Raw genomic sequence first — 22,796 nt, forward strand, 5'->3', positions numbered from 1 at the left:
GAGGGCGCCATGCGGCTGCGACAGGTCGTCAAGGGCTTGGGTGCGCTCGTCATCCTCATTGGACTGTTGGTTGGCGCGCCGGTCGCGCTGGTCGTGTTCGCCGGCAACCCGCTGCCCGACCACGTGCCCGCGCTCTCCGAGATCGGTGACGCGCTCACCAGCCGCGACGACGGGCAGCTCTTCCTGCGCGCGCTCGCCGTGGTGGGCTGGCTGGGCTGGGCGACGTTCGCGCTGTCGGTGCTCGTGGAGATCCCGGCGCGGGCGCTGCGCATCCCCGTACCCCGGCTGCCCGGCATGCGGCGGCAGCAGCGGATGGCGGCGGCCCTCGTCGGCGGCGTCGCGCTGATCATCGGGGCAAGCCCGGCGATGGCCTCGGCGGCCACCACCGCCCCGCCCACGTCGTACGCCGCCGCGCCATACACGCCGGCCGCGGTGTCCGCCCCCGCCGCGGCGGCCTGGGAGCGCACGGCCGCAGCAGCCGCCGACGAGGATCCGCAGCCGGTCTACCGGGTCGAACGCGGCGACTACCTGGGCCACATCGCGGACCGCTACCTGGGCGAGTTCGACCGCTACCCGGAGCTGGCCAAGCTAAACAAGATCCGTGACCCCGACCTCATCCGTCCGGGGCAGATGCTGCACCTGCCGGACAACGCGGCCGACGGCGGCGTACGCCGCCACGCGACCGGCCTGGTTTCGGTCCCGCCCCCGCCGGCCGCCGAGAAGCCTCCGCCGCCTGCCCCCGGCGGTGGCGAGGAGTCACCAGGCGCCCACCCGACGCCGAGCCCGTTGCCTGGTGAGGGTGGTTCGGAGGGCCGAAAGCCGTCGCCCACCCCGTCGAAACCGGCCACTGAAGAGCCGGCGGTGCCCTACGTCCCGCCACCGCCCACCGTGCAGGAAGGCGACGACGGCCGCGAGCCGGTGGACGCCGCGGCCGGACGGCCGGAAAGGAAGGAAGGACTCAACCTGCCGCTGGCGGTGACCGCCGTGTTGACCGCGGCCAGCCTGGTCGGCGCCCAGATCGGTGTGCTGCTGGGCCTGCGCGACAAGCGACGGCAGGCCCGCGAGCGCACCCGCCGCCCCTGACGCGCTCTCTAGAGACCTTTAGGAGTCAGGTCCACTCGAAACAGGTGTCCCGGATTCGCGTCAGCTGCGGACCGCCGCTCCCGCCGGAGACCGCTGCGGCCGGCGGCTCGCCGGGGCTCGCCGAAACCCCCGGCCTCCGCTGCCAGGCCCGCGCGGCAAGGCCGGGGCCGCAAGGCCCGGCGCAGCCGCCGGGGTGAGCGTGACCCACGGCGGACGGGTGAGGCCGCGGGAGCAGCGGTCCGGACCACGACGGACGTCGCGGTAGCTCAAGTCTCTGTCTAAATAAGGGGATTCAGCGGTCGAAATCCCCCGACTCCGAAAAGGTCTCTAGATAGTGCGGTGGCCACAAAACTTCACCGGGTGAGGCCGGCCAACGTTGTGGCTAGCGGCGCAGCGGACGGCGAGACTGCGCCTCCAGCACCGCACGCACCGGGATCACGTGTCCCAGCAGGCCGACACCCCAGCCGAGGATCGGCCAGACCGGCCAGAAGTACCACGCGCCGCTGCTCAGGCCCACGGCTGCCCAGATGCCGAGCATGAGGAGCGAGCCCGCGATGTACGCCGCCACGTGCGTCCGCATGCCCAGCCGGGCGCCCACCGCGTGCCGCTCCCGCCGGCGGTCACGGGCGCGCGACCGCACCCAGGTCGCCGGTAGGTCGGCGACCAGTGCCTCGAGCTCGCCGCGGGTACGCGCGGTGTAAGCCGCCGTCGACCGCTCGCTGAACTCTTCCGTCTCCAGGTAGCCCGCAGCGAGGGCGTCGCTCAGGAGCGCGGCCACCGACTCGCGCTCGGCCGTGCCCACACGCTCAAGTTCGTTCGCCATGACTCCACAGTGCCAGGCAGTCTTGTCACTGTCAAGATGCGGGCACAGTGAAGCGCGCCGCACGGGACGGCGCGCTCAGAGCAGTACGCGGGAGAAGCTCGGCAAGGGCTGCCCGGGCAGCCCGGTGGCATATCGGCTGCGCAGGCCCACCAGGCGGACCGCCCCCACGAGCAAGAGGCCGGCCACGATCCCGTCGAGCCAGTAGTGGTTGGCCGTGATCACCACGACGCTCACGGTCAGCGCCGGATGGACGAGCGCCAGCCACCGCCAACGGCTGGAACTCACCCGGATCAGTGCGATCGCCACGAGCAGCGCCCAGCCGACGTGCAGCGAGGGCATCGCGGCGAACTGGTTGGCGACTCCGTCCGTGCTGTTGTCGGGGTAGGCCGAGGGGCCGGTGAGGATCATCGTGTCGACCATGCCGAAGCTGTTGACCAGCCGCGGGGGCGCCAGCGGGAAGATGACGTGCACGAAGAGCGCGGCGCCGGTGAGCACCGCCATCTCGGTGCGCATGCGCAGGTAGTCGGGCCGGTGCCGGATCCACAGCCACACCATCGCCGCGATCGTGCCGGGGAAGTGGACGCCCACGTAATAAAGGTTGGCGAGTCGAGCCGTGCCGCCCCAGGAGAGCGCCCAATGCTGGATCACTGCCTCACTGGGCAAGCGAAATGCCCGTTCGACCTCCCACACCCAGTCCGCATGGCGGAAAGCAACACCCATTTGGCCATCCGCGAGGTGGCGGATGCCCTGGTAAATAACCATCATCGAGGCGATCAAGACCACCTCGATGACGAGTTCGCGCAAGCGCGCCGCCCGAGAGCGCTCAGGCCCCGGGGTTACCGGTGTTACTGTCCGCGGACCTGTAGCGGGCCGCGTGACCCCTTCCGTGACTGCCATCGCCGTCCCCCACCGAGATTTCATCCACGGTTTACGCAATTCAACGCTAAGTGAAATCTCTATACCAGAACAACGATTATCCGTGTGACCCCACGCACAACGACACACCTCGAACTTGCTCCGGCCGATCGTAGACGGACCACGCACGACCCGATGTCCCTTTACGCTTCCGGCAAAGGCCAGGGCGCCCCGCCGAAGCGGGACGCCCTGAGGTCGAGACCGGAGCCGCGGCTACGCGTTGATGCGCAGCACCTCGCCGCCGCCCGCGACGATCGACTTGTTGGTCACGTAGATCGTGCCGTCCCGGGCGACCGTCACGCCGCCGGGAGCGGTCAGCTTCCCCTTCGCGAGTTCGGTCCGCTTCGCGCCGCGCTTGACGTCCACCCGGATCAGCGCGCCCTTCGGGTCTCCGGCGAGCAGCCCTTCCTTGGAGATCTGAAGCACCAGCAGGCGGCCCCAGCGGTCGAAGGTGATGTCGACGATGTTGGTGAAGCCGGTCGCGTACACCTTCGGCGCGTGACCCGGGGCGATCCGCCACACCCGCGCGGCACCCTTTACGAACGGGAAGCCGGTCAGCTCGCTCACGTAGAGCGCGCGGTCCGGACCCCAGGCCACGGCCGTGGGCACAGCCTGCATGGGGACCGTCGCCGGCGGGGGCGCGAAGGGATGGGGCACCGTCCGGTCGCCGAAGACCGCCACGGTGGAGACCTTGCCGTTCTTGGTGACCTTGAGCAGGTCGTTGCCGCCCGCATCCGTGGCGAACGCGCCGAACGGCGTGGCCAGGACGCCGTACGGGTTCGAGTCGACCTCGCCCTTGTCGGGGTTCTTCGCCGCCTCGTACGCGTTGAGATCGGCGATCGGCTTGACCGGGCCGCGTGCCCCCGGGTACAGGCCGACGACGTGGCCCATGAGCCGCGCCTTCTTGCCGAGGAGCTTCCGGGTGTCCAGATTGAAGGCGCCGCCGATCGTGGCCACCAACCCTGGACCGGCCGGGGAGAGTTTGTGCAGGCCGATGGCCGAGCCGCCGTCCTTCTCGCCGGCGAGCGACGGGAGGCCGGTGATGGCGCGCCACTGCTTCCAGCCCTTGCCGCGGTGGTGGTGCGGTGCCACCACCGTCAGAGCCGCCGAGGTGCCGAAGCACTCCCTGCCGCCCTCGGGTCCATCGATGCAGGGGCCCTTTCCGCCGCGGCCGGCCTCGGCGACGTAGAGCCATCCGTTCCTACCCACCGTGATGCCGCGGGGGTTGTCCAACCCGCGCGCGACGACACTCACCGACGGCTTGCCCTCGGCGCTGGCGGTGGCCGACGCGGCGGGCGCGCCGGTCAGCACCAGCGCGGCGGCAACGGCACCGGCTGGGATAACGTGACTAAGCCTCATGAATACCCCGTTCCTCGTGCAACCGAACAAGGGGAATCATGCGTGCTTTCACCGTTCGGTGGGATGAAAACGGTAAAAAAGGGTTTGTGGGCGGTCGCCACTGTCCCGGCGGCGGTCAGCCGCCCACAAACCGGCTCACATCTGCCGTGTTTCGTGGCGGTGATCGCAAGAATACGACTGGTAGCCGCAAAAATGGAAGTGCAGAGACGGACCAATCAGTCCTTCGGTGCTGGCGCCGTGGAGCCGCGGACGACGAGCTCCGGCTCGAAGAACAGCTCCTCCGGAGGCACACCGACCCCCTCCATCTGCTGCACGAGCAGGTCGACGACCGATTGGCCCATCGCCTCGATCGGCTGCCGGACGGTGGTCAGCGGCGGGTCGGTGCAGGTCATGATGGCCGAGTCGTCGTAGCCGACGATCGAGATGTCCTGCGGCACCCGCTTGCCCAGCCGGCGGACGGCGCGCACGGCACCGAGAGCGAGCACATCGCTGGCGCACAGGATGCCGGTCACCCCGCGCTCGGCGAGCCGGGTGGCGGCCGGACGGGCACCCTCCATCGAAAAGCTCGCCCGCTCGACGTCGCACGTCACATCCGGGGTGCCCTTCGCGGCGGCCATGAGCGCGTCGAGCTTGCGGCGGGAGGGCACGTGGTCTTCCGGGCCGAGCAGCGCGCCGACCTTCTGGTGGCCGAGGGACACAAGGTGGGCGAACGCCTGCTCGACCGCGACCGCGTCGTCGGTGGAGACGCTCGGGAAGCCCAACCCCGCGACGCCGGCGTTGACCAGCACCGCCGGCAGCCCACGCTCGCGCAGCGTGCGGTAGTGGTCGTGCGGCGCGTCAGCCATCGCGTAGTTGCCACCAGCGAAGATCACGCCGGACACCTGGTGCTCGAGCAGCATCTCGAGGAAGTCGGTCTCGGAGACGCCGCCGATCGTGCGCGCGCAGAGGATCGGCGAGAGGCTACGCTGCACCAGCGCGCCGGTGACCGCCTCGGCGAGCGCCGGGAAGATGGGGTTTTGCAGCTCGGGCAGGACCAGGCCGACCAGCCGGGCACGCTCGCCGCGCAGCTTTGAGGGCCGCTCGTAGCCGAGCACGTCGAGGGCGGTCAGCACCGCGGCCCGGGTCGCCTCGGAAACGCCCTCGCGGCCGTTGAGCACGCGGCTCACCGTGGCCTCGCTGACCCCCGCCTTCTTGGCGACCTCGGTAAGGCGTCGTGTCACGGCGAAATCGTACGGCAAACCGCTGCAAGAATTGACACCTCAGGCCAGCTCGCTGGTGAGTTCTTAACGCAGATCACGCAAAGAATCTTCAATCGCGCGGTGAAAAGTCGGATATGCGTAAATCATGTGACGCAGAGTCTCCACCGGCACCTCGGCCTTCACCGCAAGCGTGAGCGGGGCCAGCACCTCGCCGCCGACCGGGCCCGCGGAGGTGGCGCCCACCAGCACGCCGCGCTCCGCGTCGGCGACGAGCTTGACGAACCCGTCGTTGCCCACCTTGTGGATCCAACCCCGCGCCGAGCTGGGCACCTGGGCCAGGCCGGTGCGCACAGGGATGCCCCGCTCGCGCGCCTGTGCCTCGGTCAGCCCCACCCCGCCGATTTCCGGATCGGTGAACGTCACCCGCGGCACCGCCCGATAGTCCGCCGGCGGTCCCTCCTGCCCGAGGATGTCGCGGACCGCGATGCCGGCCTGGTACATCGCCATGTGCGTGAACGCGCCGTGCCCCGTGACGTCGCCGACCGCCCAGATCGCGGCACCGGCCCGCATCCGCTCGTCGACCTCGATCTGCTCAGCCGCCGAGTCGAGCCCGACGGACTCCAGACCCAGCTCGCCGAGCTGCGCCCGCCGGCCGATCGCGACCAGCAGCTTCTCCGCCACGACCGGCGCGCCGCTTTCGACGTGCACGGTGAACTCACCGCCGTCGTACCCGATCCGCTCCGCCCGCGCCCCGGTGCGAAACTCCACGCCGTCGCGGCCGAGCGCCTTCGTGGCCAGCTCGGACGACTCCGGCTCCTCCAGCGCCAGGATGCGGTCGAGCGCCTCGATCACCGTTACCCGCACGCCGAACCGCGCGAACACCTGCGCCAGCTCCAGCCCGATCGCACCGCCGCCGAGCACCGCGAGCGAGGTGGGCAGCTCCTCGACCTCGATCGCCTCGCGGTTGGTCCAGTACGGCGTGCCGGACAGACCCTCGATCGGCGGGATCACCGCGGAGGTGCCCGTGCCGAGCACGATGCCGCGCCGCGCCTCGTAGACCTCGCCGCCCACCTCGACCCGGCCCGGACCGACCAGCGTGCCGTACCCGCGCACGAACTGGCCGCCCTTGCCGGTGAACCGCTCGACCGCGACAGTGTCGTCCCAGGTGTCGGTGGCCTCCTCGCGGATGCGCTTGGCCACCGGTGCCCAGTCGGGCTCCACCTGGGCCTGCCCGGCCAGCTGCTCGACCCGTCGCGCCTCGGTGAGCGCGTTGCCGGCGCGGATCATCATCTTGCTCGGCACGCACCCCCAGTACGGGCACTCGCCGCCAACTAGGTTGTGCTCGATGCCGACGACCGAGAGGCCGGCCTCCGCGAGCTTGCCGGCCACCTCCTCGCCGCCGACGCCCAGCCCGACCACCACAATGTCCACCTGCCGCACCATGCCTACCCCGCTCCGCCGCTCGGCGCTCGTCCGCCGTCGTGGTCAAGGCCCGTAGCCTCCCGGCTCCCGCTCATGCCTACCCCGCTCCGCCGCTCGGCGCTCGTCCGCCGTCGTGGTCAAGGCCCGTAGCCTCCCGGCTCCCGCTCATGCCTACCCCGCTCCGCCGCTCGGCGCTCGTCCGCCGTCGTGGTCAAGGCCCGTAGCCTCCCGGCTCCCGCTCATGTCGCCAGCATGCCACCAACGGGTGACTGAGGCCGCCGGGAAGCGGTAGGCCATGGGGCGTAACCGCAGGTAGTCGCTACGCTCGATCGCGTGCGGAGCGTAAGTGGGCGGACCGACCGGGTGGTTGTCGTTGGTGCTGGCCTCGGTGGTCTCGCCTGCGCCCTGCACCTCGCCGGCGCCGGGCGCCACGTCACCGTGCTCGAGCGCGAGGCGGTGCCGGGCGGGCGCGCCGGGCGGCTGGCCGTGGACGGATACGAGTTCGACACCGGCCCGACCGTCCTCACCATGCCCGACCTCATCGCGGAGGCGCTCGACGCGGTGGGCGAGCGGCTGCCCGACTGGCTGGAGCTGACCCGGCTCGACCCGGCGTACCGCGCGCACTACCCGGACGGCTCCACATTGGACATCATCACGGAGCCGCAGCGCATGGCGGCGGAGGTGGCACGCGTGTGTGGACCATCCGAAGCGGACGGTTACCTGCGCTTCGTCGACTACGCCAAGCGGTTGTGGGAGCTGGAGCGCGCCGACTTCGTCGAGCGCAACCTCGACGCACCCACCGATCTGCTCACCGCCAACCTGCTGCGGCTGCTGGCGATGGGCGCGTTCGGCCGGTTGCAGTCGAAGATCGACCAGTTCTTCACCGACCCGCGCACCCGGCGCATCTTCTCCTTCCAGGCCATGTATGCCGGGCTCGCGCCACGCGACGCGCTCGCGATCTACGCCGTCATCGCGTACCTGGACTCGGTCGCCGGCGTCTACTTCCCCCGCGGCGGCATCCACGCGGTGCCCCGCGCGCTCGCCGGCGCGGCGGAAAAGCACGGCGTCCAGATCCGTTACGGCACCACGGTCAGCCGCGTGGAGACCTCCGCGGGCCGGGCCGTCGCGGTGCTGACCGCCGAGGGCGAGCGCATCCCCGCCGACGTCGTGGTGCTCAACCCCGACCTGCCGGTCGCGCGCCGCGACCTGCTGCCACCGAAACGTCACCGGCCGCTGCGTTACTCACCGTCGTGCGTGGTGCTCCACGTCGGATCCACACAGGAGTACACGCGGATCGCGCACCACAACCTCCACTTCGGACGTACCTGGGAAGCGGCTTTCGACGAGGTGATCCGGCACGGCGTGCTGATGTCGGACCCGTCGCTGCTGGTCACCAACCCGAGCCGCACCGACCCTTCGTTGGCGCCGGAGGGCCGCCACGCGTACTACGTGCTCGCCCCCGTGCCCAACCTGGCGAGTGGTCGCTCCCCGCACTGGCGCGGCGGCTTCGGCGAGCGCTACGCGGAAGAGCTCGTCGAAGTGCTGGAGGCACGCGGCTACAACGGCTTCGGTGCTGGCATAGAGGTGTCCCATGTGGTCACCCCGGCCGACTGGGCCGACCTCGGCATGGCGGCCGGCACGCCCTTCGCGGCCGCGCACAGCTTCTGGCAGACCGGCCCGTTCCGCCCGGCCAACCTGCACTCCACATTGGACAACGTCGTCTTCGTCGGCTCGGGCACGCAGCCCGGCGTGGGGGTGCCCATGGTGCTCATCTCCGGCAAGCTCGCCGCACAGCGCGTCACGGGGCGTGCCGCATGACGCCGGACCGTGAGACATACCTCGTCGAGCTGGTGGACGAGGACGGCGCCCCTGCTGGCCAGGCCACCGTGGACGCCGCGCACCGCGCGCCCGGGATGCTGCACCGGGCGTTCTCCGTGCTGCTGACCGACGCCGCTGGGCGCGTGCTGCTCCAGCGGCGGGCGGCGGTCAAGACCCGCTTTCCGCTGCGCTGGGGCAACGCCTGCTGCGGCCACCCTGGGCCCGGCCAGCCGGTGCCGGAGGCGGCAAACGTGCGCCTCGGTGAGGAGCTTGGCCTCGCCCCGCTGCCGCTCACCGAGCTCGGCGTGTACGTGTACCGCGCCGACGACCCGGCGACCGGCCGCGTCGAGGTGGAGTACGACCACGTACTACTCGGCCACATCGCCGCCGACCACCCGCTGCGCCCCGACCCGGCCGAGGTGGCCGAGCTGCGGTGGGTGGCTCCCGGCGAGATTTTCGACCTGCTCAACACGCGATCTGACGACTACGCCCCGTGGTTGGCAGGCGTCCTGGCAAAGCTGAATCTCGATTCTCAGCGGGCACTCTAGTAGGGTTTTGTCGCTCTGGCCCCGAACCGTCGGGAGTACGCGACGTGACCCACCGAGCAGCCATCGTCAGTGCGCTTGTCGTTCTCGCGCTGCTGGTCGGTGGCAGATGGGCTCTGGGCCGCGGGCCGGTCGAAACGATCCTCGTCGAGCAGGGCCCCGGCATGCCGGCGCCCTCGGCGTCCGAGCACGCCGGCGGCCCTTCGCCGAAGCCGTCGCCAACGCCGAAGCACACCACCCCGCCGTCGAAGTCCCCTAAGCCGCCAAAGGGCGCTGGTGGCCCGGTCCGGACCCAGCGGCTGACGGGTAGCAAGAAGGTCGCGCTGACGTTCGACGACGGCCCACAGCCCACCTGGACGCCCAAGGTGCTCGACCTGCTGCGGCGCAACGGCGTGAAGGCGACGTTCTGCCTGGTCGGCACCGAGGTGCACCAGTACCCGGCGCTGGTGCAGCGCATCGTGCGCGAGGGACACACGCTGTGCAACCACACCTGGCACCACGAGTTCGACCTGGGCACCAAGCCCGAGGCCGAGATCCGGGCCAACCTTGAGGCCACCAACCGGGAGATCCGGCGCGCAGTGCCCGGCGCCAAAATCAAGTACTTTCGCCACCCCGGTGGCTTGTGGACCGCGGCGGCCGTCAAGGTCGCCCGCGAGCTGGGCATGACCGCGCTCGGATGGGACGTCGACCCGCTCGACTGGAAGAAGCCGAGCGCCGAGGCCATCCGCACCCGGGTCGTCAACCAGGCCCGCCCCGGCTCGATCGTGCTGCTCCACGACGGCGGCGGCGACCGCAGCGCAACGCTGGCCGCCTGCCCGGCCATCGTGTCCGAGCTCAAGCGCAAGTACGGCATCGTCCTGCTCCGCTGACCCAGACTCCGACGCCGATCTTGTGGCCATCTGCGGGGAATGTGACGCGCCCGGTATCGGTTTGGAAGGACGGTCGCACGTCACGTATGCTTTCGAAGCCTCCGGCGGGGCCGGATGGGAGCAAGGCTGCCTGACTTGTGATGTGCAATGATGGCGGGGCCCGCCCTCATCGTCTAGTGGCCCAGGACGCCGCCCTTTCAAGGCGGTAGCACGGGTTCGAATCCCGTTGGGGGCACGGTTCCGGCCCGGCCGGAGAGTAAGGTCCTGTGGAGCAGTTGGAGTGCTCGCCGCCCTGTCAAGGCGGAGGTCGCGGGTTCAAGTCCCGTCAGGACCGCGGTTAACATGAGGCGAGACCCGGCCAGGTAGCTCAGTTGGTACGAGCGTCCGACTGAAAATCGGAAGGTCGGCGGTTCGACCCCGCCCCTGGCCACATAGCCTTTCGCCGGGCTACAGCAGCGTCCACCAGCGGAAACGCGGGTGGGCGTTTTGCTTTCCGGATGCGGGATGATTTGCCGCATGGCAGGTCGCGTCGACTACTTCGATGATCCCGCCGCGCCCCCGGCCACGAGCCTGGTGCCCTCGGTCAACGTCGTGGTGATCAGCGCCACCGGGGAGATCCTGCTGATCCGGCGCGCCGACAACGACAACTGGGCTCTGCCGGGCGGTGCGATGGACCTAGGCGAGTCGCTGCCGGCCGCCGCGGTCCGGGAGACGCTGGAGGAGACCGGCGTCCGCGTCGAGGTCACCGGCCTGGTCGGCATCTACACCGACCCGCGGCACGTCATCCTGTACACCGGCGACGGCGAGGTGCGGCAGGAGTTCTCCGTCGTTTTCACGGCCCGCCCGCTGGGCGGCGAACCGACCCCGAGCGACGAGTCCCGCGAGGTCCGCTGGGTCGCTCCGGACGCGGTGGGCGATCTCCAGATGGACCGCTCGATGCGCATGCGGATCGGGCACTATCTGGCGGGCGGCCCGAAGCCGCACCTCGGCTAGGCGGCCCGGCGGAGGCCAGGCAGCGCGGGCGAAAGCTACGCGGGGCGCGGCGAAGGCCAGGCAGCGCGGCGAAAGCTACGCGGCGCGGCGGAGGCTGGGCGGCGCGGCGAAGGCTAGGCGGCGCGGCGGCGGAGGGTGGCGACGGCTGACCCCGCGAGTGTGAGAAGGCACTCAGGCAGCTGGCCGTCGGCCAGCGCGGCGCCGAAGAGGGCCTCGCCGGTCGAGGAGTCGGCGTTGGCGTAGGCACTCACGAACCTGGCCACCCAGCGGGCGTCGTAGCGGGCCTCGTCGATGCCGGGGAAGTCGAGCGTCCAGCGGCCCTGCTGCACGTTGTCGCCGACCATCGTGGCGGCCAGACACCAGGCCACGTCATAGGCGCCGGCGACGCCGGCTCGGTCGACGACCGCGTCGAAGGCTCCGACGACGGCGTCACTGTCGCCGGCCAGCGCGCTGCGGAGCACCTGGGCGGCATCGTCGAACGCCTCGGGCGGAACATCCGTCACGAGCCGAAGGGTATGCCGCCGGGTCAAGCCGCGCTCGGCAAAGGCCGCAAGACGCTGGCCGCAGAACAACCGCCCCGACGCTGGCGCAAACACAGCCTCACGGCGCAGGCCGCAAACACAGCTTCAGGGCACCGGGCGCAAGAAGCAGGTGAGCCGGGCGCTACAGACGCGGGCCCCTTTTTCGTCAGTGATGACTATCTCGTAGGTGGCGAGTGTGCCGCCCAGGTGTACCGGTGTGGCCACGCCGGTCACGATGCCGGAGCGTGCGCTCTTGTGATGTGTCGCGTTGAGCTCGATGCCAACCGCGAGTGGGCGGCCGATCGTAATACCGTGCATGGCCGCGCCATACGAGCCGAGTGTCTCGGCGAGCACCGCCGACGCGCCACCGTGCAGCAGGCCGAGGGGCTGGGTGTTGCCCTCGACGGGCATCGTGCCCACCACCCGTTCGGCGGACACGTCGAGGATGGTGATCCCGATCCGCTCGGCGAGCGCACCCGGGCTGTCCGCGGTCGGGACGATCGAGACCTCTGTCGCAGGTTCCACGCAGCGCAGGTTACCGGCCCGTACGAGAATGGCCAGCGACCGCAGTCACACTGCGTACGGGCGGCACGCTAGTGTCCCCAGCGGAGCCCCGCCGACCCCCGGGGAGGGAGGACAAGCCATGAGCCGCTCGCGCAGCGCCGCCATCGCCGCCTGCACCGCGTTCCTGCTCGCTATCGCGGGCTGCGGGAGGACGGAAGACGCACCGGAGGAGACCCCCGCCGGTCCGGTCCGCCTCTACGGGTCGGACGGCAACATGATCAACTCGTTCGGAGAGCAGTTCAAGGATCAGGCTGGCGTGCTCGCCGGCATGAAGGGCACCACGCCGCTGACCCCGCTCTCGGAAGACTTCAAGGGCCGGCTGCGCTCGGTCGACGCCGACCTGGGCGACTACGTGTACGCGGGCGAGAGCTACGACGCCGTGGTGATCAGTGCGCTCGCCGCCCAGCTCGCCGGCAGCACCGCGCCTAGCGAGATCGCAAAGTACATCAACGGCGTGACTACCGGCGGTGAGCGTTGCGACACGGCGAAGGACTGCCTCGCGCTCGCGCGCACCGGTAAAGACATCGAGTACCGCGGCGTCTCGCTCAAGCGCGGTGGCTTCACCGACGCCGGCGAGCCCTCCACGGCCAGCTACGCGACGCTGCACTTCGACTCCAGCGACCGGCTCGACGACGGCAAGACGGAGTTCGTGGGCGCGGGCGACGAGTCGTCCACGACCAACAAGCGCTCGCCGGCCGGCCGCCCCTCCGACGGCCGGGACGCCGCGCAGACCGGCGCGCCGCTGAAGATCGGCGGCCTGCTGCCGGAGACCGGTGACCTGGCCCTGGCCAACCCCCCGCTGGCGGCCGGCGCGGCCCTGGCGATCCGTGACGTCAACGCCGCCGGCGGCGTGCTCGGCGAGCCGGTCGACTGGATCGACGGCGACGACGGCACCAACCCGGAGAAGGCCAAGGCGACGGTCGCCTCGCACGTCAACGCGGGTGTACACGTCATCATCGGCGCCGGCGCCTCGGGCATCTCCCGGGCCGTGCTGCCGGACGTGGTGAAGGCCGGCCTGATCCTCTTCTCGCCCTGCAACACCGACGCCGGGCTGAGCGAGATCGACGACAAGGGCCTCTACTTCCGCACCGCGCCCTCCGACCTGCTGCAAGGCAAGGCACTCGCCGACGTGATCATGCGGGACGGCCCGCAGCACATCGCGATCGTCGCGCGCAAGGACTCCTACGGCGAGGGCCTACAGGGCAACGTCCGGGCCGAGCTGGAGAAGGCCGGCGTCGAGGCCAGCAAAATCAAGCTGCTGACCTACGACCCGCCGGAGGATCCGGCCGCTGCCCTCGACTTCGGCGACGGGGCCAAGCAGATCAAGGACTTCAAGGCGGACGCGGTACTGGTGATCGGCTTCGGCGAGTCGGCGAACGTCATCAAGGCCCTCGTCGCGGCCGGGGTGGAGCTCCGCCACTAGTCGACGTTGGTGGCACGTTTCCGGGATCCCTCGGGTGGTGTTCGGGCCGTACGGTTCCCTCATCAACGAAGCAATCACCGAAACGGAGCCCACGATGAGCGAGTTCGACGACCCGACCCTGACCGACACCCCGGACACCGGACACGAGGGCTTCGGTCACGCCGGCGACGGTGGCCACGAGCCCGGCTACGACCAGCCCGGTTACGAGCAGCCCGGCCACGAGCCGCCGTACGGCCACGACCAGCCGCACGACGAGCCGCCGCACTACGGCGACCCGGACTCGATCGTCGAGAAGAACGTCGACGGCTCCACCGACGTCGTGGTCGACCTCAACGGCGACGGGTACGCGGACGTCGTGCAGCACGACAGCGACAGCGACGGGTACGCGGACACGACCTATGTGGACAGCAACCACGACGGCCGGCTCGACACGATCCTGAAGGACTACGACGACGACGGTGACCTCGACGCCGCGTTCGCCGACACCAACGCCGACGGCCGCGTCGACTACGCCGCCGCCGACCTCAACGACGACAACAAGGTCGACCACGTCACGCTCGACACCGACTACGACGGCAAGGCCGACACCTGGATCGCCGACGTCGACTACGACGGCAAGCCGGACGTGGCCTTCGTCGACACCAACGACGACGGCACGCCCGACGTGGCTGTGACCGACACCAACCACGACGGCACGCCCGAGCAGCAGCCCGTCAACCCGTACGCCGCCAGCTGACCGCCCGTTCGGCTGGCACGGATCGTCACCGACGCTTAGGGTGCCGTAGGACCTGGGACCAGGACGACACCCTAAGCGAGGGACGACTATGAGCGAGCCGCAGGAAACGGTCGAGACCAGGGGCGACGAGCGCGTCGACCTGTTGAAGATGGACACCAACAACGACGGCAAGACCGACTTGTGGGCCGCCGACACCGACGGCGACGGCAAGACCGATCTGTACCAGTTCGACACGGACGGCGACGGCAAGGTCAACGTCACGATGTCCGACCTGGACGAGGACGGCACGCCGGACCAGGTTGTAGAAGGCGACGGCGGCCACCCACCGACCGAATGACCGATCAGAGTTAGGGGCGCCCCTCAATGGGGCGCCCCTAATGTTTCTCAGGCAGATTTCCCGGGCCGCGTCAGCTGTAGGCCGCCGCTCCCGCCGGAGACCGCGGAGGCCGGCGGCTCGCCAGGGCTCGCCGAAACCCCCGGCCTCCGCTGCCGGGTCCGCGGTGCAAAGACCAAACCGCAGGACCAACAGCGGACGGGCAAGGCCGCGGGAGCACCGTCTGTGACGCGGCGCGACCAACAGCGGACGGGTGAGGCCGCGGGAGCAGCGGTCGGGACCACGGCGGACGTCGCGGTAGCTCAAATCTTCGTCTTCTAGAAAGACAGTGCGGCACACGCTGCGGCGAGGATGAGTAGCGTAACGGTGAGGATGAGCATGCGGCGGCGCATGGAGCCGCGGCGGTCGTCGAGCGTCGTCGCCTCCGGGTGGCCCAGTGCGCGCAGCCGGCCCCGCTGGAGCAGCACCTCGTCGCGCCAGTGGCTCACCGCCGCCGACTCGTGCGTCGCCTGCGTCCGGCTCAGCTCCAGCGCCAGCCGTGCCTGGGCCCGCTGGAGCCGGCGCACCGCCCGCCGCCCGAGCACGCCCACCCGCGCGTACGCGTAGCGCCGGGCGTTGGCCCGCAGGTGTCCCATGCTCAGCACGCGCAGCTCGGCAGGGGTGGCGATGTCCGGGTCGTCGAGCGCGGCGAGCTGCTGGGTGTAGTAGTCCGCCTCCCGGTGCCGGGCGGTGCGCACCAGCAGCAGGATCGCCAGCATCGGCGGGATGCCCTTGGCCAGCAGCACCGCGATCAGGAGGTATCCGTTGTCGCCCACCTCGACGGCGAGCAGCGGTGAGTTCCAGACGAAGTGGCACGCCCACGCGCCGAGGAAGCAGGCCACCGCCACGCCGATCCGGAAGCGCACGGTGCGGTCGGTCCGGACCAGCACGGAGGCCACGCCGGCGCCGGCCAGCGCGCTGAAGAGCGTGTGGCTCCAGAGGCCGGCGAGGAAGCCCCGCACGAAGAACGTGCCCACCACCGGCCCGACGTCGTCGCCCCGGCCCGCGGCGGCGACCGCGCTCACCGCGTAGACGACGTCTTCGACCACCTGGAAGCCGAGTCCGACCAGCGAGCCGTAGATGACGCCGTCCAGGACGCTGTTGATCTGCGCCCGAGCGATCAGCACGATCGCGACGATGCCGAGCGTCTTGGCGACCTCCTCGACCGTGGGGCCGGCGATGGCCGAGCCCCAGGCCGCGGCGAAGCCCGGGGAGTAGGCCTTGGCGAGCATGTTCTGGATCGCGATGCTGCCGGGCGCGGAGACGGTCGTGGCGACCAGCCCGCCCCAGCCGAACGCGGTCGCCAGCAGCAGCGGCGGCTCCCGCTCCAGGTAGTCGAGCGCGGCGACGAAGAGCCAGAACGGCACCGCGTACACGGCGAACAGCGCCAGCGCGGCGGTGGTCGCCACCGGAAACTCCGCGATCGCGTGCCGGATCAGCACGACCGTGCGCACGGCGCCCACCGCCATCAGCAGCGCGACAAGCCAGAACGCCGGCAGCAGGAGCGACTTTCGGGCCACCGCCCAGGCCGGCGTCGGATGTACGGGAGCGGTGCGGGCGCTCCGCGGCGGCACACCGTGGCCACCGGGGCACCCGGCCGTCGCCGTCACAACCGCCCCCGGTAGGTGATGGTGGCGACGCTCGCCTCGATCGCCGGCTCGTTCTCCGCGAGCTGGGTTTCGGTGCCGCTGACCGTCACCTCGATGGAGACCTCGGGCGCGAGGAAGACCGCGTACCGCCCGGCGCGGTCCGGTGTCGTGTACGCGCCCTCGCGCCCGGTGAGCCCCGTGCCGGTCAGCGCCGGCAGGCCCGCTTCGAGCTGCCCGTCCGCGTTGGCCACCTTGCGGCGGAGGCGGTCGACGGCGCCGTCGAGGTCACCGCCGAAGGGCGCGACCACGATCACGTACCGGACCTGGCCGAGGACGAAGAGCGCGGTGCCCTGCCGCGCGGTGGGGCGGGTGCGGGTCACGTCGAGCATCGCCCCGGCCGGCGGTACGACGGTCACACCGCCACCCACCTCGTACGGCAGGTGGGGCGGGACGGGCCGCTCGGCGGGCAGCGCCCGGTCGACCATGGGCAGGCCGACGCCGATGGCCACGAGGATCAGCAGGATGCACGAGCTGGCTGCGGCGTTTTGGAGCAGCCGGCTCCGCGCGACCCTCATGCATCGACGCTAACGGCCGCTGACCAACGGCAGGTGATTTATTGACTACTCTCCGACAGATCACGTTCCGGTAACTGCGCCAACCTTCTTCGCCTCCCGAGACATCCATCGCTCGTAGACGGCGAAGAGACGGAGACGCATGAGGCTGGTGTTTCGTCGCGCCCGTGGAGTGAAAAGTCTCCTCCTCGCGGCGACCGGTGCGACCTTGATCGCGACCGTCCTGCTCACCGGCTTGGCCGACTACAGCCGCGAGGTGGTCGACGCCGGCGCGCGCAGCGCCGTCGCCTCCGCGGCGCCCGAGGAGCGCTCGATCCTCGTCCAGGGCCCGGCCGGGGGCAGGGAGTTCGCCACGCGGGACGCCGCGGTCCACGACAAGTTCGCGGGCGGCTTCGCGGGCATTCCCGCGCAGGTCTCCACCGCCGGGTACGCGGTGGGGCGGCAGCTCACCGGCGACGTCGGTGACGCCCGCCCGGACAAGGACGGCGTGGTCTTCGCGTCGGTCACGTTTCTCGACGGGCTGGCCGAGCACGCCGACCTGGTGGCCGGCGCGTGGCCTGAGCCGGGCGCGACACCGGTGCGCACCGTGCTGGCCGAGGCGGCCGCCCGCTCCCTGCACGTCGACGTGGGCGAGCGGGTCGCCATCCGCGACCGGCTGAGCGGCAAGACCTCCGAGATCGAGGTCTCCGGCATCTGGCGCCCGCGCGACCCGACCGCACCGTACTGGCGCCTCGCCCCCGGCGTCGCGGACGGCGTCGCGCCGCAGTCCTCCACGTACGGGCCGTTCGTCGTGGACCGGGCCGACTTCCTCAGCGGCTACGCCACCAGCGCCTCGGCCGCCTGGCTCGTCGAGCCGGACCTGGGCGGCGCACCGCTCTCCGCCCTCGGCGGGCTCCGCCGGGCCACCACCGCCGCCGTCGACTCGCTTGCCGACGAGGTCGGCCTGGGCTCGTCCGGGCTCGTCACCTCGCGGCTCGACCAGCTCACCGGGCGCCTGGAGCGGGCCGACCTGGTCGGCCGCTCGGCACTCGTCACGCCGATGCTGCTGATGGTGGTGCTCGGCGGATACGCGCTCGTGCTCGTCGCCTTGCTCATGAACGAGCAGCGCCGCGGCGAGACCGCGCTGCTGCGGGCGCGCGGCGCCGCCCGATTGCAGCTCGCCGGCCTGGCCGCCCGCGAGGCCGCGCTGGTCGTCCTACCCGCGGCCGTGCTGGCGCCGCTCCTGACCAGCCAGATCCTCCGGTACGTGGACCGGGTGCCCATGCTCGCGGCCGGTGCCCTGCGGCTCAACCCCCGGTTCGACGCGCTGACCTGGGTGGTGGCCGGCCTGGCCGCCGCCGGCTGCGCGCTGGCGATGCTCGGCCCGGCACTGCGCCGCGGCGGCACGTACGTGGCGGAGATGGCCAGCCGCTCCCGCCCGACCCGGCGCGCGGCCGCCCAGCGGGCCAGCCTCGACATCGCGCTGGTGGGCCTGGCCGTGCTCGGCTGGTTCCAGCTGCGGCAATATTCTTCCCCGCTGGCCGGCGGCGATCTCGGTATCGATCCCCTGCTCGCGGCGAGCCCGACGCTCGGCGTGCTGGCCGGCGCGGCGATCGCGCTGCGGGCGCTCCCGCCGCTGACCCGGCTCGCCGAGCGGGCGGTCGACCGCAAGCCGTGGACCGCCACGATATTCGGCATGTGGCAGGCGGGGCGGCGGCCGCAGGCCGGTCCGGTGCTCCTGCTCGCGCTCGCCGTCGCGGTGAGCACGCTCGCGTGGTGCCTGGCCGGCACCTCCGAGCGTTCCCTGGTCGACCAGGCCGACCACCAGGTCGGCGCCGACCTGCGGCTACTGGAGTCGACCCGCTTCGCGCCCGACGGGCGGGCGGCCGAGATCGAGGCGCTGCCCGGCGCCGAGACCGTGCTGCCGGCCTGGCGAGACAGCCTGCGGCTGGGCACCGACGGCGTGAGCGCGTCAGTGATCTCGCTGGACGCGACGCGGGCGGCCGATGTGGTGCGGGTCCGCGACGACCTGGCCGGCGGCTCACCGCAGAGCCTCTTCGCGAAGCTGAGCGACGCTCGGGCCGAGTCGCCCGTCGTCGACCTGCCGGCGCAGACCCGGCGGATCTCCGGCGTGGTGGAGACCGAGGTGGCCAACTGGACCAACGAGTTCTGGGCACCGCCCGAGCCGCCCGTGGAGACCTCCGCGGTCTTCGCGGTGGCGGGCGGCTACCGGCGGGTCCCGCTCGGCTTCAGCGGCAACGCACAGCCGCTGCGCTTCTCCGTCGACCTGCCCGCAGACCTCCAGCCGGCGCGGCTGGCCGGGTTCCTGGTCAACACCAATGGGCCGGCGGGTTTCCAGGTGGGCTGGCGGATGCGCTCGCTGTCGGCCGGAGGCACGCCGGTCGACCTGGGCGCCGCCGGGCCGTGGCAGGCGCGTACCCGCGCCGGTGACGAGGCCGTCGGCGGTGCCGAGGCGACCGCCGAGTACACCCTCCAGACCGCAGCGAGGTGGGGCGGCGCGCAGCCCGTCACGCTCGTCGTCACCCGCGCCCGCAAGGCCGCGCCGGTGCCGGTGGTCGCCACGCCGGCGGCCCTCTCCGCGCTGCGCATGGGCAGCGGCGACGAGACGCGCATGTCGCTCGGGGCGGACGAGGTCGGCGTCAAGGTCGTGGGCACGGTGTCCGCCGTGCCCGGCACCGAGGACACCGCCGCGCTGCTCGCCGACCTCCCGTCCCTGGCCGCGGAGGCCTTCTACGGCTACGGCGAGGTGCGCCAGCCGCAGGAGTGGTGGCTCGCGACCGGCGCGGATCCACATGCGACCGCTACGGCCGCCACCGCGCTGTCCGGCATCCAGGTGCTCGACCGCCGCGCCGCCGCGGCGGCGGCCGGCCGCGACCCGTACGGCGTGGGCGCGCGCGCCGCCCTCTTCGCCGCCGCCCTCGGCGCGGTGCTCATCGCGGCGATGGGCATCGGCGTCGACATCCGCGCCACCGCCCGCCGCCGGGTCGGCGAGCTCGCCGTGCTCCACACGCTCGGCGCGAGCCCGCGCCTGCTCGGCCGCTCGCTGGTGGCGGAGCAGACGTTCCTGGCCGGGGTGGGCGTACTGGTCGGGCTGGTGGTGGGCGTGGGCGTGGCCGCCACGATGGCGCCGCTGGTCATCCTCACGCCCGCGGCCGGCCGGCCGGTGCCGGAGCCGCTGCTCACCGTCGAGTGGTCGCCGGTCGGGGCCACCGCGGCCGGGCTGCTCGCGCTCACGCTCGTGCTCAGCGCGTCGGTGGCTCTCGCGGCCCGACAACGGCTCATCGCGGCCCAGCTGCGGATCGGGGCGGACGCGTGAGAGCCGTGCTCTGGCGGGTCCGGGTCTTCGCCGGACAGTTCGGGCTGCTCGCCGCCCTCGCCCTCGTCGCCGCCCTCCTGATCACGGCAGCGCCCCGGCTCGCCAACGACCTCACCGACCGCGCGCTGCGCGAAGACGTCGCCCGGCTGCCGTACTCCGCCAGGGATATCACCCTCGAGCAGCGGCCCGACTCGGTGGCAGACGACCCCAAGCTCGGCTCCGCGGAGGCCGCGCTGGCGACCCACCGCGACCGGATGCCGGCGCAGGTGCGCGGGTTGATAGGCGACGCGTGGTTCACCGCCGGGATCGAAGGGGTCACGTTCGCGCCGGCCGGCCCGCGGACCCAGTTCGGCCTCCGCACCCAGGCCGGCATGACCGATCGGGTACGCGTCACCGCGGGTCGCTGGCCGGCGAACGGCCCGGAGGTACGCGGCATCGAGGTGGCCGTCTCCACCGCGGTGGCCAAGCAGCTCGGCGCATCGGTGGGCACCGTCCTCGAGGTCGATCCCGCCCCGCAGAGGGGGGTGGGTGCCGGCCTGCCGGCGGTGACGGTCGTCGGCGTCTTCGAGCCGGTCGACGCCACCGACCGCGCCTGGGACACCCTGCGCCTGGCGCTGGAGCCGTTTGCGGGCCTGCCGCCGGAGACTCCTGGTGCCGTGATGGCGGTGACCGACGGCCCGGGCCTCGGCACCGCCGCACGTTCGCTGGGGCCGCTGTCGCTCACCTGGCGATACCGGATCGACGAGAAACGGCTCGACGGCGGCATGCTCGAGCCGCTCATCACCGCGTTCGCCGAGGTCAAGCGCACGCCGCCGGCGCCCGGCCTCACCACGTCGACAAACCTGGACGCCACGCTCGTGCGCTTCGACGGGCAGCTGCGTGCGGTCTCGGCGCTGCTGGCGGTCGTACAGGCGGGGCTCGTCGCCACACTCCTCGGGCTGATCGCGCTCGCGGCCGCGCTGGCGGTGGAGCGGCGGCGGGAGGAGTTCGCGCTGCTGCGGGCGCGGGGCGGCACGATCGCGGCGATCGGCGGGCGGGCGCTGGCCGAGTCGCTGGTCGTGCTCCCGCTGGCCACGGCCGCCGGCTGGCTCCTCGGCACGTACGTACCCGGCCGTGCGGCGGCCACCGGCTGGCTGGTCGTGGCTACCGGCGTGGTGGCCACGCTGGTGATCCCGGTGCTCGCGGCGGTGAGCCAGCGCCGCCTGTCGTTCACCGCCCGCAGGCAGGATCTCGTCCGCCACCGGCCCTCGGTGCGCCGGCTCACGGCCGAGCTGTTCTTCCTCGTGGTCGCCTGCCTCGGCGTGTACCTGCTGCGGCGGCGCGGGCTGAGCCAGGACGGTGGCGTCGACCCCTACCTCGCGTCGGTGCCGGTGCTGCTCGCCGTCGGCGCGGCGATCATCGCCCTGCGGGTGTTTCCGTGGCCGCTGGGGCAGCTCGGCAGGCTCGCCGCGCGGGCCCGCGGCGCGGTCGCCTTCCTCGGCCTCGCACGCGCCGGCCGGGGCGCACCGGTCACGATCGGACCGCTGGCTGTGCTGGTGGTCGCGATCGCCACCGGCATCTTCAGCGCCGTGGTCATGTCGTCGATCGGCGACGCCCGCGACCGCGCCGCCGACCAGGAGATCCCGGCCGACGCGCGGGTGTCCGGGTTCGCCTTCACGCCGGATACCGCCGAGCGGCTCGCCGCCGTGCCCGGCGTGACCGCGGTCGCGCCGGTGGCCGTCGACACGGCGACCAGCTACACGAGCGCGAGCGGCCGCGGCTCGGTGCTGGTGGCCGTGGTGGACGCGGCCGCGTTGGACCGGGTCGTCAGGTCGAGCGGAGTGGGCGTCTCGGTGCCGCCCGCCCTTGTCGACGCCCGGCCCGGCGGTGGCCCGTTGCCGGCACTCGTCTCTCCGGACATCGCCGCCGAGGTGGGCGCCGGCGGGGCGACGACCATGCACAGCCACGCGTTCGACTTCACGGTCGCCGCGGTCGCGGACGCGTTCCCGGGTATCGGCTCGACGAGCGGGCGGTTCATCGTGCTGCCGCTCCAGGCGCTGCCGGACCCGGCCGCGGTCGCGCTCAACCAGTTCCTGGTCGCCGGCGACGCGAGCGCGGAGGCGCTGCGCGCGGCGAGCGCCGAGGGCTCGGCCAGCGGCGTCACGGTCACCACCTGGGCCGACCACCGCCGCGACCTGGACGAGACCGGCGCCAACGAGGTGCTCAGCTTCACGTTCACGACCGGGGCGGTCGGTGCGACCGCGCTGGCGCTGCTGGCGGTCGGCTTCACCGTGCTGGCCGGCGCCCGGATCCGCGGTCAGGTGCTCTCCCGCCTCCGCACGCTCGGCCTCTCTGGTCGGCAGGGCCGGGGCCTGCTCGTGTACGAGCTGGTGCCCCTCGTGGCCATCGCGGTGCTGGCCGGTGGTCTGGTGGGCGTGTTCCTGCCCCGGGTGATCGGGCCGGCGCTGGGCCTGTCGAGCTTCACCAGCGGCGCGGCCGTGCGCACCGCCCTCGATCCGCTCCTGGTCGGCGCGGTGCTGGCGCTCGTGGCGGCCTCCCTGGCCGCCGCGGTCTTCGTCGAGAATGTGATCAACCGGCGGCTGCGCCTCGGTGAGGTGCTGCGCGTGGGACAGGAGGGCTCTTGAACGAGCGGCGGAGGCGGCCTCCTCGGGCCGGTGCTGAGCGAGCGACCGGAGG

General features: G+C 72.1%; 19 protein-coding genes and 3 tRNA genes. 13 read left to right on the forward strand and 9 right to left on the reverse strand.

Going from position 1 to position 22,796, the window contains the following annotated elements; all coding sequences use genetic code 11:
- Window positions 1-9 precede the first annotated feature (9 nt).
- A complete protein-coding gene (locus tag AC5L36_RS00445; RefSeq protein WP_441216188.1) occupies window positions 10-1,083 on the forward strand; it encodes a LysM peptidoglycan-binding domain-containing protein in 1,074 nt (357 codons plus the stop codon).
- Between the two features lie 382 nt (window positions 1,084-1,465).
- Here the strand turns inward: AC5L36_RS00445 and AC5L36_RS00450 are convergent, their stop codons facing one another.
- The 5 genes from AC5L36_RS00450 to AC5L36_RS00470 form a co-directional block, all read right to left on the reverse strand.
- The gene (locus AC5L36_RS00450) at window positions 1,466-1,906 is read right to left on the reverse strand and encodes a DUF1707 domain-containing protein (protein ID WP_441216187.1); all 441 of its coding nucleotides are present in this window, start codon (window positions 1,904-1,906) and stop codon (window positions 1,466-1,468) included.
- A 75-nt stretch (window positions 1,907-1,981) separates the two neighbouring features.
- Window positions 1,982-2,827, reverse strand: coding sequence for a phosphatase PAP2 family protein (locus AC5L36_RS00455; RefSeq protein WP_494907400.1), 846 nt, complete (start codon window positions 2,825-2,827; stop codon window positions 1,982-1,984).
- A 207-nt stretch (window positions 2,828-3,034) separates the two neighbouring features.
- Window positions 3,035-4,180, reverse strand: coding sequence for a ScyD/ScyE family protein (locus AC5L36_RS00460; RefSeq protein WP_441216185.1), 1,146 nt, complete (start codon window positions 4,178-4,180; stop codon window positions 3,035-3,037).
- Window positions 4,181-4,395: 215 nt separating this feature from the next.
- Window positions 4,396-5,400: a LacI family DNA-binding transcriptional regulator gene (locus tag AC5L36_RS00465; RefSeq protein ID WP_441216184.1), complete on the reverse strand. Its 1,005-nt coding sequence runs from the start codon at window positions 5,398-5,400 to the stop codon at window positions 4,396-4,398.
- A gap of 63 nt (window positions 5,401-5,463) precedes the next feature.
- Entirely contained in the window at window positions 5,464-6,822 is a 1,359-nt protein-coding gene (locus AC5L36_RS00470; protein ID WP_441216183.1) for a dihydrolipoyl dehydrogenase family protein, read from the reverse strand.
- A 312-nt stretch (window positions 6,823-7,134) separates the two neighbouring features.
- Between AC5L36_RS00470 and crtI the strand changes: the two genes are divergently transcribed.
- From crtI to AC5L36_RS00505, 7 genes are all read left to right on the forward strand, one after another.
- Window positions 7,135-8,619, forward strand: coding sequence for a phytoene desaturase family protein (gene crtI / locus AC5L36_RS00475; RefSeq protein ID WP_441216182.1), 1,485 nt, complete (start codon window positions 7,135-7,137; stop codon window positions 8,617-8,619).
- Window positions 8,616-9,167, forward strand: coding sequence for an isopentenyl-diphosphate Delta-isomerase (gene idi / locus AC5L36_RS00480; RefSeq protein ID WP_441216181.1), 552 nt, complete (start codon window positions 8,616-8,618; stop codon window positions 9,165-9,167). The genes crtI and idi overlap by 4 nt, the downstream gene beginning before the upstream one ends.
- A gap of 44 nt (window positions 9,168-9,211) precedes the next feature.
- Window positions 9,212-10,033, forward strand: a complete 822-nt coding sequence (locus AC5L36_RS00485) for a polysaccharide deacetylase family protein (protein ID WP_441216180.1) — start codon at window positions 9,212-9,214, stop codon at window positions 10,031-10,033.
- Window positions 10,034-10,195: 162 nt separating this feature from the next.
- Window positions 10,196-10,268 (forward strand) — tRNA-Glu (locus AC5L36_RS00490).
- 25 nt (window positions 10,269-10,293) lie between these two features.
- Window positions 10,294-10,367: transfer RNA gene (locus AC5L36_RS00495), tRNA-Asp, on the forward strand.
- A 22-nt stretch (window positions 10,368-10,389) separates the two neighbouring features.
- A tRNA-Phe gene (locus tag AC5L36_RS00500) sits at window positions 10,390-10,463 on the forward strand.
- An 86-nt stretch (window positions 10,464-10,549) separates the two neighbouring features.
- On the forward strand, window positions 10,550-11,026 hold the full coding sequence (locus AC5L36_RS00505) for an NUDIX hydrolase (protein WP_441216179.1): 477 nt from the start codon (window positions 10,550-10,552) through the stop codon (window positions 11,024-11,026).
- Between the two features lie 113 nt (window positions 11,027-11,139).
- Here AC5L36_RS00505 and AC5L36_RS00510 read toward each other — a convergent pair whose 3' ends face one another.
- Both AC5L36_RS00510 and AC5L36_RS00515 read right to left on the reverse strand, forming a co-directional pair.
- Entirely contained in the window at window positions 11,140-11,529 is a 390-nt protein-coding gene (locus AC5L36_RS00510; RefSeq protein ID WP_441216178.1) for a hypothetical protein, read from the reverse strand.
- A gap of 123 nt (window positions 11,530-11,652) precedes the next feature.
- Window positions 11,653-12,072: a hotdog fold thioesterase gene (locus tag AC5L36_RS00515; protein ID WP_441216177.1), complete on the reverse strand. Its 420-nt coding sequence runs from the start codon at window positions 12,070-12,072 to the stop codon at window positions 11,653-11,655.
- Between the two features lie 118 nt (window positions 12,073-12,190).
- Between AC5L36_RS00515 and AC5L36_RS00520 the strand changes: the two genes are divergently transcribed.
- The 3 genes from AC5L36_RS00520 (at window position 12,191) to AC5L36_RS00530 (ending at window position 14,607) form a co-directional block, all read left to right on the forward strand.
- The gene (locus AC5L36_RS00520; protein ID WP_441216176.1) at window positions 12,191-13,534 is read left to right on the forward strand and encodes an ABC transporter substrate-binding protein; all 1,344 of its coding nucleotides are present in this window, start codon (window positions 12,191-12,193) and stop codon (window positions 13,532-13,534) included.
- Window positions 13,535-13,628: 94 nt separating this feature from the next.
- A complete protein-coding gene (locus AC5L36_RS00525; protein WP_441216175.1) occupies window positions 13,629-14,270 on the forward strand; it encodes a hypothetical protein in 642 nt (213 codons plus the stop codon).
- Window positions 14,271-14,358: 88 nt separating this feature from the next.
- Window positions 14,359-14,607, forward strand: coding sequence for a hypothetical protein (locus AC5L36_RS00530; protein WP_441216174.1), 249 nt, complete (start codon window positions 14,359-14,361; stop codon window positions 14,605-14,607).
- A 314-nt stretch (window positions 14,608-14,921) separates the two neighbouring features.
- Here AC5L36_RS00530 and AC5L36_RS00535 read toward each other — a convergent pair whose 3' ends face one another.
- Window positions 14,922-16,253 (reverse strand): PrsW family intramembrane metalloprotease, encoded by a 1,332-nt coding sequence (locus AC5L36_RS00535; protein WP_441216173.1) that lies wholly within the window; start codon window positions 16,251-16,253, stop codon window positions 14,922-14,924.
- A complete protein-coding gene (locus tag AC5L36_RS00540; RefSeq protein WP_441216172.1) occupies window positions 16,250-16,807 on the reverse strand; it encodes a hypothetical protein in 558 nt (185 codons plus the stop codon). Before AC5L36_RS00540 ends, AC5L36_RS00535 begins: the two co-directional genes overlap by 4 nt.
- Window positions 16,808-17,012: 205 nt before the next feature.
- Between AC5L36_RS00540 and AC5L36_RS00545 the strand changes: the two genes are divergently transcribed.
- Both AC5L36_RS00545 and AC5L36_RS00550 read left to right on the forward strand, forming a co-directional pair.
- On the forward strand, window positions 17,013-20,120 hold the full coding sequence (locus tag AC5L36_RS00545; protein ID WP_441216171.1) for an FtsX-like permease family protein: 3,108 nt from the start codon (window positions 17,013-17,015) through the stop codon (window positions 20,118-20,120).
- Entirely contained in the window at window positions 20,117-22,744 is a 2,628-nt protein-coding gene (locus AC5L36_RS00550; RefSeq protein ID WP_441216170.1) for an ABC transporter permease family protein, read from the forward strand. Before AC5L36_RS00545 ends, AC5L36_RS00550 begins: the two co-directional genes overlap by 4 nt.
- Window positions 22,745-22,796: the final 52 nt, after the last annotated feature.

The organism is Phytohabitans sp. LZ39 (assembly GCF_059359075.1).